At 61.4% G+C, this 12101-nt stretch carries 14 protein-coding genes; 3 read left to right on the top strand and 11 right to left on the bottom strand.

Translation table 11 applies throughout. The features are described from left to right. The 3 genes from recG to F8K16_RS09230 form a co-directional block, all read left to right on the top strand. The coding region (gene recG / locus F8K16_RS09240) for an ATP-dependent DNA helicase RecG (protein WP_294949923.1) at nucleotides 1-1808 on the top strand (1808 nt) is incomplete at its 5' end. Next, a complete protein-coding gene (locus F8K16_RS09235; RefSeq protein ID WP_294949920.1) occupies nucleotides 1805-2290 on the top strand; it encodes a chorismate lyase in 486 nt (161 codons plus the stop codon). The genes recG and F8K16_RS09235, both read left to right, overlap by 4 nt. Further along, nucleotides 2283-2804, top strand: coding sequence for a hypothetical protein (locus F8K16_RS09230; RefSeq protein ID WP_294949916.1), 522 nt, complete (start codon nucleotides 2283-2285; stop codon nucleotides 2802-2804). Before F8K16_RS09235 ends, F8K16_RS09230 begins: the two co-directional genes overlap by 8 nt. Here the strand turns inward: F8K16_RS09230 and ubiA are convergent, their stop codons facing one another. The 11 genes from ubiA to atpB form a co-directional block, all read right to left on the bottom strand. After that, nucleotides 2805-3647, bottom strand: a complete 843-nt coding sequence (gene ubiA, locus F8K16_RS09225) for a 4-hydroxybenzoate octaprenyltransferase (RefSeq protein WP_294949911.1) — start codon at nucleotides 3645-3647, stop codon at nucleotides 2805-2807. Then, entirely contained in the window at nucleotides 3644-3898 is a 255-nt protein-coding gene (locus tag F8K16_RS09220) for a hypothetical protein (RefSeq protein WP_294949908.1), read from the bottom strand. The genes ubiA and F8K16_RS09220 overlap by 4 nt, the downstream gene beginning before the upstream one ends. Continuing rightward, a complete protein-coding gene (glmU, locus tag F8K16_RS09215) occupies nucleotides 3898-5259 on the bottom strand; it encodes a bifunctional UDP-N-acetylglucosamine diphosphorylase/glucosamine-1-phosphate N-acetyltransferase GlmU (RefSeq protein WP_294949904.1) in 1362 nt (453 codons plus the stop codon). The genes F8K16_RS09220 and glmU overlap by 1 nt, the downstream gene beginning before the upstream one ends. 212 nt (nucleotides 5260-5471) lie before the next feature. Continuing rightward, on the bottom strand, nucleotides 5472-5909 hold the full coding sequence (locus F8K16_RS09210) for a F0F1 ATP synthase subunit epsilon (RefSeq protein WP_294949901.1): 438 nt from the start codon (nucleotides 5907-5909) through the stop codon (nucleotides 5472-5474). A gap of 6 nt (nucleotides 5910-5915) precedes the next feature. Then, nucleotides 5916-7301 carry a F0F1 ATP synthase subunit beta gene (atpD, locus tag F8K16_RS09205; RefSeq protein ID WP_294949897.1) on the bottom strand — a complete coding sequence of 462 codons (1386 nt, stop codon included), beginning with the start codon at nucleotides 7299-7301 and terminating at the stop codon, nucleotides 5916-5918. Between the two features lie 28 nt (nucleotides 7302-7329). After that, a complete protein-coding gene (atpG, locus tag F8K16_RS09200; protein ID WP_294949894.1) occupies nucleotides 7330-8202 on the bottom strand; it encodes a F0F1 ATP synthase subunit gamma in 873 nt (290 codons plus the stop codon). Between the two features lie 12 nt (nucleotides 8203-8214). Then, a complete protein-coding gene (atpA, locus tag F8K16_RS09195) occupies nucleotides 8215-9756 on the bottom strand; it encodes a F0F1 ATP synthase subunit alpha (RefSeq protein ID WP_294949890.1) in 1542 nt (513 codons plus the stop codon). A gap of 13 nt (nucleotides 9757-9769) precedes the next feature. Further along, nucleotides 9770-10306, bottom strand: a complete 537-nt coding sequence (locus F8K16_RS09190; protein ID WP_294949887.1) for a F0F1 ATP synthase subunit delta — start codon at nucleotides 10304-10306, stop codon at nucleotides 9770-9772. A 12-nt stretch (nucleotides 10307-10318) separates the two neighbouring features. Further along, on the bottom strand, nucleotides 10319-10789 hold the full coding sequence (locus F8K16_RS09185) for a F0F1 ATP synthase subunit B (RefSeq protein WP_294949884.1): 471 nt from the start codon (nucleotides 10787-10789) through the stop codon (nucleotides 10319-10321). A gap of 51 nt (nucleotides 10790-10840) precedes the next feature. After that, entirely contained in the window at nucleotides 10841-11131 is a 291-nt protein-coding gene (gene atpE / locus F8K16_RS09180; protein ID WP_074201882.1) for a F0F1 ATP synthase subunit C, read from the bottom strand. 154 nt (nucleotides 11132-11285) lie between these two features. Beyond that, nucleotides 11286-12095, bottom strand: a complete 810-nt coding sequence (gene atpB / locus F8K16_RS09175) for a F0F1 ATP synthase subunit A (protein WP_294949879.1) — start codon at nucleotides 12093-12095, stop codon at nucleotides 11286-11288. Nucleotides 12096-12101: the final 6 nt, after the last annotated feature.

The raw sequence follows: 12101 nt of genomic DNA, 5'->3' as shown, positions 1-12101 counted from the left end.
TGACATTGCGCTTCTTTCATTTCAGCCATCGACAGGCGCAGCAGTTCACAAGAGGAAAAAGCGTGCGCGCCTATGGTGAGGTGCGCCCCGGACCTTCGGGTCTGGAAATGGTGCATCCGCAGTACCGGCTGTTCGACGGGGGCCGGCGCCCACCACTGGATGAGACCCTCACGCCGGTCTACCCCTCCACGGAAGGTGTCGGCCAGACAACCTGGCGCAAGCTGACCGATCAGGCATTGTCTCTCCTGCAGCAGTATCCACTACCTGAACTGTTGCCTCCCGCCCTGCTGGCGGACATCCAGCTGCCAGCGCTCAACGATGCGCTCAGAACCGTGCACCGCCCTCAGCCGGATGACGACCTGGATGCGCTGATGGAACAGCGCCATCCGGCGCAGCAGCGGCTGATCATCGAAGAGCTGATCGCCCATCAGCTGGGTCTGGCCCAGCTGCGTGCCCAGAAACGCGCTCTCAAGGCACCGCCACTTCCTCCCAGCCAACTGGTCAATGCGTTGCTGGCTTCACTGCCCTTCACCCTGACCGAGGCGCAGCAGCGGGTGCTGGCCGAGGTTCAGGCCGACCTGCAACGGAACCACCCCATGCAGCGACTGGTGCAGGGGGATGTGGGATCCGGCAAGACCATCATCGCCGCACTGGCCGCGCTGCAGGCGGCGGATGCCGGGTTTCAGGCAGCGGTGATGGCGCCTACGGAAATCCTCGCCGAGCAGCACCGCAACCACTTCATGGAGTGGCTAGCACCACTCGATGTATCCGTTGCATGGCTCAATGGCCGGCTCAAGGCGGCAGAACGCCGGGAACAGCTGGAGCGCATCACTTCCGGCGAAGCGCAGGTGGTCATCGGAACTCACGCCCTTTTTCAGCAAGAAGTGAGTTTCCACAAGCTGGGACTGGCCATCATCGACGAACAGCATCGCTTCGGCGTGCACCAGCGGCTGGCACTGCACCGCAAGGGGCTGGAAGCCGGCCTTCACCCGCACCAACTGATCATGACCGCCACCCCCATTCCCCGCACGCTGGCCATGGCCGCCTATGGTGATCTTGACGTGTCGATCATCGACCAGCTGCCACCCGGGCGCAAGCCGGTCAAAACCGCCGTGATGAGCATGGCCAAACGGAATGAAGTGATGGCACACCTTGCGCAGCGCTGCCGTGAAGGGGTACAGGCCTACTGGGTCTGCCCGCTGATTGAAGAAAGTGAAGCGCTGGACGCCCAGGCCGCCGAAGCCACTGCCGCCCTGTTCCGGGAGCGCTTTGCCGACCTGCGCGTGGGGCTGGTGCACGGACGCATGAAGCCGGCCGAAAAGGATGCGATCATGCAACGCTTCAAGGCCGGCGATCTGGACGTGCTGGTGGCCACCACCGTCATCGAGGTAGGCGTCAATGTCCCCAACGCCAGCCTGATGATCATCGAGAATGCCGAACGGCTGGGACTGGCCCAGCTGCACCAGCTGCGTGGACGGGTGGGTCGGGGTGCCAAGCAGAGCCACTGCGTGCTGCTCTATCAACCCCCTCTGTCTGAGAGTGCCCGACGACGCCTGCAGGTGATGCGTGAAACCACCGACGGCTTCGCCATCGCCGAAGAAGATCTCAAAATCCGCGGGCCGGGCGAAGTGCTCGGCACCCGTCAGACCGGCGGGCTGCAATTTCGGCTGGCTCAGCTGCCGAGGGACGAACCCCTGCTGCCAATTGCCCGTCAGTGGGCGCATACAATATTGCAGGATTATCCGGAACAGGCCACCGCCCTGCGGCAGCGCTGGCTGGGCCAGAAAGAGGACTACGCACTGGCATGAAGTGGGACACCGCCACCCCACCGCCGGCTTCCATACGGAGCTGGCTTGCAGAAGAGGGCAGCCTTACAGAGCGGCTCGGACGCACCTTCGGCCAGCCCGTTCAGGTGCAGGTGCTCAGCCAAGGTGAAGGCGTCGCCCTGCCCCACGAAGCCGCCGCCGTGAATGCCGACAGCGGCTGGATCCGTGAAGTGGTGCTGTTTCACCGGCCAGACCGCCCTCTGCTGTGGGCGCGCACTTTCGTGCCCCGCATGGACGACACCAACCCGTGGCATATCGTGCAAAATCTGGGCGAAAAGCCCCTCGGGGCGCTCATTTTCACCCTTGAGGGGCTGAAACGGGGCAACTTTCACGCCGGGCTGGCGTGGCACCCTGCAAAAATGGGGGAGACCCCGTTGTGGCATGACCACTGGGGCCGCTGGCACCGGCTGGAATGGCGTGGCGCCCCGCTCATACTGACGGAGATCATGCTGTTCGATGAGTGAAAACGCGCAACTGGAACAGATCCAGCTGGATTTCGTCCCCAATGAAGACCGCCTGCTGCTGAAGCTGCGCGCCGGCAACCAGCTCTACCGCGCCTGGCTGACGCGCCGCTTCGTGCGCCTGCTGATTCCCATGCTCATGGGCATCCGCCCAGACACCGGCGAGCGCTTTGCCGACACGCCGGCCCTGCCGCCGGAAGAGGACGCTCAACTGGAACCCTCGTCACAGCCCCCACTGGAACAGGCCACACCGGGCCATGACACACCGCTGGAATACCCACTGGGGGAGACCCCCATTCTCGCCGTGGAGCTGAGCTATCTCCCTTCCACAGCCGAACGGCCACAGGCCCAGCTGGCCATCAAGCCGGCGAGAGGACAGGGCATTCTGCTGCCCTACCAGCCCACCATCAACCACATGCTGCTCAAACTGCTGCGCCGCACCCTTCAGGTGACAGACTGGGAACAGCCCCTGAACTGGGAGACGCTGGCCGCCCCTTCAGACCGCCGACTGCAATAGTCAGGCCTGTGCGGCCACAATGCCCAACCACACGGTGAACCCGGCCCAGTGGCTGATGAGAAAGGCACGAAACGGCTCACCCCGCATGGCCAGACGCTGCTGCCAGACAAACTGTGCCGCCACCAGCACCAGCGCCACATAATAGGGCCAGTCCAGATTGAACAGCGCGCCTGCCCAGACCAGCAGCACCAGCATCACCCCCTGCAACGTGCCCGTCAGCCAGAGCACCCGCTCCCCCAACAGCACCGCTGGGGATTTTACGCCGATGCGCACATCATCCTCCCGATCCACCATGGCGTAGTAGCTGTCATAGATGAGCGCCCAGATGAGCACGGCCGCATACAGCACCCAGGCCGCAGGTGGCACACTGCCGGCAGTGGCGGCGAATCCCATGGGCACCGCCCAGGCAAAAGCCGCCCCCAGAAAAGCCTGCGGCCAGTAGGTCCAGCGCTTGGTGAAAGGATAGAGGGCGGCCAGCACCACGGCCCCAAGCGACCACAGCACCGTGGCCCGGTTGAGCGTCAGCACCAGTGCAAAGGCCAGCAGGCACAGCACCCCGAACAACAGCAGCGCCTCTTTCGGGCTCACTTCTCCACAGGCCAGCGGACGCGTGCAGGTGCGCTTCACATGCGGATCAAAATCACGGTCGGCATAGTCATTGATGACGCAGCCGGCGGAGCGCATCAGCACCGCGCCGGCCACGAACACGAAAAGCGTCCAGGCGTCCGGCATCCCGCCAGCGCCCAGCCACAGTGCCCACAGCGCCGGCCACAGCACCAGCCAGATGCCCACGGGCCGGTCAAGCCGCATCAGGCGGATCCAGGCGGACAGCTTTTCTTTCATGGCGGACATTGTGCAACCAGCGGCTGCAGCTGCATCAACGCCTTGGGATTGGCTTCATAGTCATAATAGGCCTGCCCCGCCCGTTCACCCTGAATCAGCGTCAGCACGGCCCCCTCCCTTTCAAAACGCAGATGCGCCTCCCAGCCGACGAAATTATTCTGTCCCCCGTCGGTGGCGGTCAGCTGCCAGCCTTCCCGTTGAAGCACCTGCTGGAGGCAGTCAAACTGCTCGGCGGTGAGCGTGCTTTCCATCACTTCTCCTTGCGGGGCCGCTGCCAGCCCTTGACGGTCACCTGCTTTGCCCGCGACAGGGTCAGCTCACCGGCGGGGGCATCCTTCGTAATGGTAGAGCCGGCACCAATGGTGGCCCCGGCCCCCACTTCCACCGGTGCCACCAGCTGTGTGTCCGAACCGATGAAGGCATTGTCTCCAATGACGGTGCGATGCTTGTTGGCACCGTCATAATTGCAAGTGATCACCCCGGCGCCGATGTTCACCTCCCGACCGACGGAGGCATCGCCCACATAGGCCAGATGATTGATCTTGCTGCCCGCAGCCACCTGCGCATTCTTGATCTCGACGAAGTTGCCAACACGCACCTGCTCGGCCAGTTCCGTGCCGGGGCGCAGTCGCGCATAGGGACCCACCTGACAGTGCTCGCCGATGCGCACCCCTTCTGCGTGAGTGAAGGGACGAATCTCACTGCCTGCCTCCACCACCACATTCCTGAGCACACTGTGGGCGCCCACCGTGACGCCGTCTCCCAGATGCACGGAGCCTTCCAGAATCACCCCCACATCCAGCGTCACATCCTGCCCCACGGTCACCACACCGCGAATGTCCACACGGGCCGGATCAATCACCGTCACGCCTTCACGCATCAGCCGTTCCACCTGCCGCCGCTGAAAAGCCCGTTCCAGTGCTGCCAGCTGCAATTTGTCATTCACGCCCAGCGTCTCCAGCGGATCATCCGTGGTGGCCGTGTGAATCTCGAACCCGTCCGCCACGCAGAAACCAACAATATCGGTCAGGTAGTACTCGCCCTGGGCATTATTGCTGTCCAGCCGCTCAATCCACCGCTTCAACTGCGCGCCGCGCACGGCCATCATGCCCGTGTTGACTTCATGTATGGCCAGCTCTTCAGCGGTGGCATCCTTCTGCTCCACAATGCGCACCACCTGATGATGCCTGTCACGCACGATGCGTCCATAGCCGGTCGGGTCCTCCAGCGTGACCGTCAGCAGTGCCAGCGGATGCGCATCATCCACCAGCCGCACCAGGTCCCGCAGTGTCTCGGCCCGCACCAGAGGCACATCACCGTAAAGGACCAGCGCCACATCCTCATCGGCAAGATGCCCCAGCGTCTGGGCCACGGCGTGGCCGGTGCCATGCTGTTCGGGCTGTTCGATCCATGTCACCGCCGCCTTGATGGCCTGCCGCACCTGTTCAGCCCCATGACCAACCACCACCAGCGTCTCATCCACTGGTACGGTCTCTGCCGTCTCCAGCACATAGCTGAGCATGGGCCGACCCGCAAGCGGCTGCAGCACCTTGGGCAGACGGGATTTCATGCGCGTGCCCTTGCCGGCCGCCAGCACGATCGCCTTGAGCATGGGACATCCTCCGAAGTGACAACCAGCATATTTTAGCGCCATAAAAAAGAGGCGCCCTGAGGCGCCTCAAACAAATACAGCATGATGCCTCCATTCGGAGACGGTTTCAGATTAGCAGCTTCATATCAGCAAATGATGAAAAAAGTATGGAGGCTTCATACGAAAAAAGCGCCCGAAGGCGCTTTTCTCACGGCTGTCGATCCCTTGGGGAATCAGTGCGTCAGTCCCTGCTTGCTCAGACGCTCGCGCAGCTTGGTGATCGCTTCCAGCTGTGCCACGGCCTCGGCCAGCTCCGATTCCGCCTTGGCGAAGTCGACCTCCGACTGCGCCTTCTGCATGGCTTCCTCGGCACGCTGCTTGGCTTCCAGCGCCCGGGCTTCGTCCAGATCCTCTGCGCGCAGGGCGGAGTCCGCCAGAATGGTGACCACTTCCGGCTGAACCTCCAGCACACCGCCGGCGACGAAGAAATGCTCCTCTTCGTCACCGCTTACGATGCGCACCAGCCCCGGCTTGAGGGTGGACAGGAACTGAGTGTGGTGAGGCAGGATGCCCACCTCACCCTCGGCAGCCAGCGCGAACACCTCGTTGGCCTTTCCGGAGAAAAGCTGCTGTTCCGCGCTAACGATGTCTACCTGGATCGTTGCTGCCATGACTGATTACCCCTTTTCTTTGAGCTTCTGCCCTTTCTCGATCGCCTCGTCAATGCCACCGACGTACAGGAACGCCTGCTCGGGCAGATCGTCCAACTCGCCGGAGAGGATCATCTTGAAGCCGCGCAGCGTCTCTTTCAGCGGCACGTATACACCGGGCTGACCGGTGAATACTTCGGCCACGTGATAGGGCTGGGACAGGAAGCGCTGAATCTTACGGGCACGGGCCACGGTCAGACGGTCTTCCTCGGACAGCTCGTCCATGCCCAGAATGGCGATGATGTCGCGCAGTTCCTTGTAGCGCTGCAGCGTGCGCTGCACCTCACGGGCGATCTCATAGTGCTCCTGACCGACCACCTGCGGATCCAGCTGACGGGAGGTGGAATCCAGCGGGTCGATGGCCGGATAGATACCCATCTCTGCGATGGCACGGTTCAGAACCACTGTCGCGTCCAGGTGGGCGAAGGTAGTAGCCGGAGACGGGTCGGTCAGGTCGTCCGCCGGAACGTATACCGCCTGAACGGAAGTGATGGAACCCTTCTTGGTGGAGGTGATGCGCTCCTGCACCATACCCATCTCTTCGGCCAGGTTGGGCTGATAACCCACCGCGGAAGGCATGCGGCCCAGCAGGGCAGATACCTCGGTACCGGCCAGGGTGTAGCGGTAGATGTTGTCGATGAACAGCAGCACGTCCCGGCCTTCATCACGGAAGTACTCCGCCATGGTCAGACCAGTCAGGGCGACACGCAGACGGTTGCCCGGCGGCTCGTTCATCTGACCGTAAACCAGCGCTACCTTATCCAGAACGTTGGACTCCTTCATCTCGTAGTAGAAGTCGTTACCCTCACGGGTACGCTCGCCCACACCGGTGAAGACGGAGTAGCCGCTGTGCTCGATGGCGATGTTGCGGATCAGCTCCATCATGTTTACGGTCTTGCCCACACCGGCACCGCCGAACAGGCCGACCTTACCACCCTTGGCGAAGGGGCATACCAGGTCGATGACCTTGACGCCGGTTTCCAGCAGCTCGGTCGCCGGAGCCAGCTCGTCAAACGCGGGCGCCTTGCGGTGAATGACCCACTTCTCCTCGGCTTCCACCGGACCGGCGTGGTCGATGGGGTTGCCCAGTACGTCGAAGATGCGGCCCAGCGTGGCCTTGCCCACGGGCACGGAAATCGGCTCACCGGTGTTGGTGACGGACATGCCGCGCTTGAGACCGTCGGACGGACCCAGCGCAATGGCGCGCACGGTCTTGTCACCGATCTGCTGCTGCACTTCCAGCGTCAGATTGGCGTCATCGACCACCAGAGCGTCATAGATGTTGGGCAGCTTGTCGTCGTGGAACTCCACGTCGATGACCGGCCCGATGATTTGTACGATTTTTCCACTCATGACTGTATACCTTTGTTAGTTCCTAACCTCAGCCTTCAATCGCCGCAGCACCGGATACGATCTCGGAGATCTCCTGAGTGATGGCAGCCTGACGGGCCTTGTTATAGGCCAGCTGCAGCTCCTTGATGATCTTGCCGGCGTTGTCGGTCGCATTCTTCATGGCGATCATGCGGGCGGACTGCTCGCAGGCCGCATTTTCCACGACCGCGCCGTAGACCAGACCTTCGATATAGCGCTTCATCAGCGTATCCAGTGCGGTCTTGGCATCGGGCTCGTAGATGTAGTCCCAGTAGACCGGCTTCTTCTCGGTGGCCTCGGCGGGCTGTGCCGGAACCAGCTGCTCGATTTTCGGCTTCTGCGTCATGGTGTTGACGAATTCGTTGGACGCAATGTAGAGGGCGTCCAGCTCACCCTTGTCGAGCATGTCCAGCATCACGCGAATGGATCCGAGCAGGTCCTCGAGATGAGGCGCGTCGCCCAGATCCACTGCGGAGGCGACCACATCGCCGCCAACGTGCTTGAAGAAGGTCTCCGCCTTGCGGCCGATCAGCGCCAGTTTCACTTCGGCGCCACCTTCCTGCCAGGCCTTGATCTGCCGGATGCATCTACGGAAGAGGTTGTTGTTCAGACCACCACACAAGCCGCGATCGGAAGAGATGACCAGCAGGCCGATCTTCTTCTCCTCGCTCGCCTGGGTATAGGGGTGCTTATACTCAGGGTGCGCACTGGCCACATGGCCCAGCACGCGCTTGAGCTTGTCCACATAGGGGCGGGTGGCCTCCATGCGCGTCTGTGCACGACGCATCTTGGCCGCCGCCACCATCTCCATGGCTTTGGTGATCTTCTGGGTATTCTTGATCGAATTGATCTTACCCCGGATTTCCTTGCTTGCACCTGCCATGGCTAAACCCTCTTAGTAGACACCGTTGGCCTTGAATTCCTCGATCGCCTTGCGCAGTTCCGCTTCGATCTCGTCGTTCCAGTCACCGGTCTCGTTGAGTTTAGCCATCAGGTCGGCGTAGTTGCTGTTCAGGAAGGCGTGCAGCGCCTTCTCGAACTCGCCCACCTTCTCAACAGGCACATCATCCAGGAAGCCTTCATTGGCGGCATACAGGGACGCGGCCATCTCACCGATGGACAGCGGCGCATACTGCGGCTGCTTCATCAGTTCGGTGACGCGCTTGCCGCGCTCCAGCTGGGCACGGGTGGCCGCATCCAGATCGGAGGCAAACTGGGCGAAGGCCGCCAGCTCGCGATACTGGGCCAGGTCCAGACGCACACCGCCACCCAGCTTCTTGATGACCTTGGTCTGTGCCGCACCACCCACACGGGAGACGGACAGGCCGGCGTTGATGGCCGGACGGATGCCCTGTGCGAACAGGGAGGTCTCCAGGAAGATCTGACCGTCGGTGATGGAGATGACGTTGGTCGGAACGAACGCGGAGATGTCGCCCGCCTGGGTTTCGATGATCGGCAGTGCAGTCAGAGAGCCGGTCTTACCCTTGACCTCACCGTTGGTGAAGCGCTCAACATAATCGGCGTTGACGCGTGCGGCGCGCTCCAGCAGACGGGAGTGCAGGTAGAAGATGTCACCCGGATAGGCTTCACGGCCCGGCGGACGACGCAGCAGCAGGGAAATCTGACGATAGGCCCACGCCTGCTTGGTCAGGTCGTCATAGACGATCAGCGCGTCTTCGCCACGGTCACGGAAGTATTCGCCCATGGCGCAGCCAGAGTAGGCGGCCAGATACTGCTGCGCAGCCGGATCGGATGCGTTGGCGGCCACCACGGTGGTGTATTCCATCGCACCGTGCTCTTCCAGCTTGGTGACGATGTTACGCACAGTGGAAGCCTTCTGACCGATGGCCACATAGATACACTTAACGCCGGTGCCCTTTTGACGCAGGATGGTGTCGATGGCGATGGCTGTCTTACCGGTCTGACGGTCACCGATGATCAGCTCACGCTGACCCCGGCCGATCGGAATCATGGAGTCGATCGCCTTGATACCGGTCATCAGCGGTTGATCGACGGACTGACGGTCGATAACGCCCGGTGCGATCCGCTCTACAGGGGATGTCTCCTTGGCATCAATCGGACCCTTGCCGTCGATGGGACGGCCCAGAGCGTCCACCACGCGGCCCAGCAGCTCGGGGCCGACCGGCACTTCCAGAATGCGACCGGTGCAGCGCACGGTGTCGCCTTCGGAGATGTGTTCGTACTCTCCCAGAACGACCACGCCCACGGAATCGCGCTCCAGGTTGAGCACCATGCCGTAGGTCTTCTCGTCGAACTGGATCATTTCGCCGTACATGGCATCGGACAGGCCATAGATACGGGCGATGCCATCAGCAATGCTGATAACAGTGCCTTCGCTGCCTTTCTCTGCAGCGACTTCAAAGCCTTCGATGCGGCTCTTGATCAGGTCGCTGATTTCAGAGGGATTCAGTTTCATAGTTCCTCTCCAGTTATTGGGCAATCGCTGCGCGCAGCTTGTCCAGCTGGGTGCGGGCGCTACCGTCCACCACCCAGTCGCCGATGCGAACCGCCATGCCCGCGATCAGGTCGGGATCGACGGTGTAGTTGACTTCGATATCGGCGTTGAACTTGCGCTTGAGTGCAGCTTCAAGTGTTTCTTTCTGCTCGGCCGTCGGCTCCATGGCCGTACGCGCCTCAGCGGCGATGCGGTTTTCAGCGGCGGCACGCAGCGATTCGTAGACGCGCACCACATCCGGCAGCACGGTCAGGCGGTCATTGTCCGCCATCACCTGCAGCAGGTTGCGTGCGTCCTCGCTCAGATCGTCACCCAGCACCTCGGCGAACAGCTTGACCTTGTCCGCCTTGCTGATTTCCGGGTTCTTGATCACCTTCAGGGCAGCCTCGTCTTCCACGATGGCCGCCAGTGCCGCCAGCAGATCAGACCACTGCGCCAGGGCGTCGTTCGCCTTGGCGTGCTCAAAGGCCGCTTCCGCGTAGGGTCGAGCAATGGTCAATGTGTCTGCCATAGCGTTGATCCCTTAGATGGATTGTGCCAGGGTCTTGAGCAGCTGTTCGTGCGCTTTGGCGTCCACTTCCTTCTGCAGGATCTTCTCTGCTCCGGAGACCACCAGTTGGGCAACTTCCTTGCGGAGCTGCTCGCGCGCCTGCGCAATTTCCTGATCGATTTCAGCCTGTGCGGCCGCTTTGACCCGCTCGGCTTCTTCCTGCGCCTTGATCTTCGCGTCTTCCACGATCTCGTTGGCGCGTTTTTCAGCCTGGGCAAGGATGGTCTGCGCCTGTTCCTTGGCGTCCTTGAGCTTTTCCTTGGCGCGCTGTTCGGCCAGTTCCAGCTCGTGCTTGCCCTTTTCAGCAGCGGACAGCCCGTCGGCAATGCGTTTCTGCCGATCAGCCATCAGCCTGGTCAGCGGACCCCACAGCACCTTGTTCACAAACCAAATCATCAGGATGAACGCTACGATTTGGATGAGAAGGGTCGCGTTAATGTTCACTGTGGTTACCTCGTCAATAGTGGTTCAAATGGGGCTTGAGATCTCCCTTGATCAGGCACCCAGTGCAGCTTTCATCGCGCCCACGAAGGGGTTGGCGAATAGGAACCACATTGCGAAAGCCAGAATGATGAAGGGGAAGGATTCCATCAGACCGGCGAAGATGAACATGTTGGTCATCAGCTGAGGACGCATTTCAGGCTGACGGGCGATGCCTTCCAGCGTCTTGGAACAGATCAGACCCCAGCCGATGGCGGAACCCAGACCGGCCGCAGCCAGGATCACGCCTACGCCGATAGCAGTCGCAGAGTAGATGTCAGCGATCATTGCAGCAGTTACTTCCATGGTTTTCACTCCTAAGTTTCAAAGTTAAAGTCAAAAAGCCTGAACATGCCTTTGGCGCCGGCAGGCGCCGCCAGCCTGTTGCGGGCGAACCCGCTTTTCATCCCAGTGCCGTTTCCGGCGTGGCGTGCCATAGCACGCCCGAGACAAAGGGCCCTCAGTGCTCCTCAGAGTACGCCATCCCCAGATAGACGATGGTCAGCACCATGAAGATGAAGGCCTGCAGCGTGATGACCAGCAGGTGGAACAGCAGCCACCCGAGGTCAAGCACGGCCTGCAGCGGTGCCCAGAACAAGGCAGCGGCACCCACTGCCAGCGTCCCGCCGATCAGCGCGATCAGCATGAACACCAGTTCCCCGGCAAACATGTTGCCGAACAGTCGCAACGCGAGGGAAATCGGTTTGGCGATCTCTTCGATCAGCGTCATGATGACGTTGATCGGCGCCAGATACGGTCCGAAGGGATGGGTCAGGAACATCTTGATGAAGCCACCCATACCCTTGCTCTTGATGTTGAAATAAAGAATCAGGCCAAAGACGGTGAAGGCCAGTGCCAGCGTGGTGTTCAGGTCGGTCGTCGGCACCACACGGAGGTAATGAATGCCCGACAGGCTGGCCAGCCAGGGCAGCAGGTCAACCGGAATCAGGTCCATGAAGTTCATCAGCCAGACCCAGACGAAGATGGTCAGTGCCATGGGACCGATGAAGGCGGGCGCGTTGGGGAAGGCATCCTTGATATTGGTCTGGACGAATTCCACCAGCATTTCGAAGAAGTTCTGCAGTCCGCTCGGGGCGCCGTCCGTGGCCGTGGCCATGGCCTTTTTGGCCACCCACAGAATGAAGACGCCCAGCAGAATGCTGAAGAAGATGGTATCGAGGTTGAACGTCCAGAACCCTTCACCCACATGCAGGTTGGTCAGGTGGTGCTGGATGTACTCGACGGTACTCATCTTGTTTTCGGTACTCAAGGTCCA

The organism is Sulfurivirga sp., assembly GCF_015490265.1.
Taxonomy (GTDB): Bacteria; Pseudomonadota; Gammaproteobacteria; order Thiomicrospirales; family Thiomicrospiraceae; genus Sulfurivirga.
The sequence above is the reverse complement of the archived record's forward strand: the minus strand, read 5'-3'. Positions and strand labels throughout refer to the sequence as shown.